This is a genomic window from Nocardioides sp. NPDC057772 (genome assembly GCF_042798075.1).
GTDB lineage: Bacteria > Actinomycetota > Actinomycetes > Propionibacteriales > Nocardioidaceae > Nocardioides.
Map to the genome: position 1 here is coordinate 1 of NZ_JBHVKN010000359.1, position 2273 is coordinate 2273.

General features: G+C 55.8%; 1 rRNA gene. It reads left to right on the forward strand.

Annotated features, from left to right (window positions below):
* Nucleotides 1-2273: ribosomal RNA gene (locus ACFVJS_RS27610) — 23S ribosomal RNA — on the forward strand; the annotation flags it as partial.

Sequence of the window (2273 nt, forward strand, 5' to 3'; positions counted from 1 at the left end):
TGGGGAAACCCAGCACGAGTCATGTCGTGTTACCTGCGCCTGAATCTATAGGGCGTTTGGAGGGAACGCGGGGAAGTGAAACATCTCAGTACCCGCAGGAAGAGAAAACAACCGTGATTCCGGGAGTAGTGGCGAGCGAAACTGGATGAGGCCAAACCGTATACGTGTGAGACCCGGCAGGGGTTGCGTGTGCGGGGTTGTGGGATCTCTCTTCCACGGTCTGCCGGCCGTGGGACGAGTCAGAAACCGTTGATGTAGGCGAAGGACATGCGAAAGGTCCGGCGTAGAGGGTAAGACCCCCGTAGTCGAAACGTCAGCGGCTCGTTTGAGAGACACCCAAGTAGCACGGGGCCCGAGAAATCCCGTGTGAATCTGGCGGGACCACCCGCTAAGCCTAAATATTCCCTGGTGACCGATAGCGGATAGTACCGTGAGGGAATGGTGAAAAGTACCGCGGGAGCGGAGTGAAATAGTACCTGAAACCGTGTGCCTACAAGCCGTGGGAGCGTCGGAGCAAGGCTTGCCTTGCTCTCGTGACTGCGTGCCTTTTGAAGAATGAGCCTGCGAGTTTGCGGTGTGTTGCGAGGTTAACCCGTGTGGGGTAGCCGTAGCGAAAGCGAGTCCTAATAGGGCGATTGAGTCGCGCGCTCTAGACCCGAAGCGAAGTGATCTAGCCATGGGCAGGTTGAAGCGCCGGTAAGACGGCGTGGAGGACCGAACCCACTTCAGTTGAAAATGGAGGGGATGACCTGTGGTTAGGGGTGAAAGGCCAATCAAACTTCGTGATAGCTGGTTCTCCCCGAAATGCATTTAGGTGCAGCGTTGTGTGTTTCTTGCCGGAGGTAGAGCACTGGATAGCCGATGGGCCCGACCAGGTTACTGACGTTAGCCAAACTCCGAATGCCGGTAAGTGAGAGCGCAGCAGTGAGACAGTGGGGGATAAGCTCCATTGTCGAGAGGGAAACAGCCCAGACCATCAGCTAAGGCCCCTAAGCGGTAACTAAGTGGAAAAGGATGTGGAGTCGCAGTGACAACCAGGAGGTTGGCTTGGAAGCAGCCACCCTTGAAAGAGTGCGTAATAGCTCACTGGTCAAGTGATTCCGCGCCGACAATGTAGCGGGGCTCAAGTTATCCGCCGAAGCTATGGCACTCCGGTTTTCCGGGGTGGGTAGGGGAGCGTCGTGTATCGGGTGAAGCAGCGGAGTGATCCAGCGGTGGACGGTACGCGAGTGAGAATGCAGGCATGAGTAGCGAATGATGTGTGAGAAACACATCCGCCGATTGATCAAGGGTTCCAGGGTCAAGCTAATCTGCCCTGGGTAAGTCGGGACCTAAGGCGAGGCCGACAGGCGTAGTCGATGGACAACGGGTTGATATTCCCGTACCGGCGAAGTGACGCCCATGATGAGGCGCATGATGCTAACCATCTGAAGCACACGTGACCGATCCCTTCGGGGTGAGGCGTGTGTGTGGAACATGGGACCCGAGTGTGTAGTAGTCAAGTGATGGGGTGACGCAGGAAGGTAGTCGAACCACGGCGATGGTTGTCCGTGGCCAAGCATGTAGGACTGAGTCTAGGCAAATCCGGGCTCTGTATGTCTGAGATGTGATGGGGACCCGTTTGGGGAAGTCGATGATCCTATGCTGTCGAGAAAAACCTCTAGCGAGTCATGAGCCGCCCGTACCCCAAACCGACTCAGGTGATCAGGTAGAGAATACCGAGGCGATCGAGCGAACCATGGTTAAGGAACTCGGCAAAATGCCCCCGTAACTTCGGGAGAAGGGGGGCCCGGATCGTGAACCCACTAGCTGGGGGAAGCGTGAAGGGCCGCAGAGACCAGGCCCAAGCGACTGTTTACTAAAAACACAGGTCCGTGCGAAGTTGTAAGACGATGTATACGGACTGACTCCTGCCCGGTGCTGGAAGGTTAAGAGGACGGGTTAGCCTCACGGCGAAGCTCAGAATTTAAGCCCCAGTAAACGGCGGTGGTAACTATAACCATCCTAAGGTAGCGAAATTCCTTGTCGGGTAAGTTCCGACCTGCACGAATGGAGTAACGACTTGGGCGCTGTCTCAACCGTGGACTCGGCGAAATTGCACTACGAGTAAAGATGCTCGTTACGCGCGGCAGGACGGAAAGACCCCGGGACCTTTACTATAGTTTGGTATTGGTGTTTGGTTCGGCTTGTGTAGGATAGGTGGGAGACTGTGAAGCGCACACGCCAGTGTGTGTGGAGTCATCGTTGAAATACCACTCTGGTCGTACTAGATG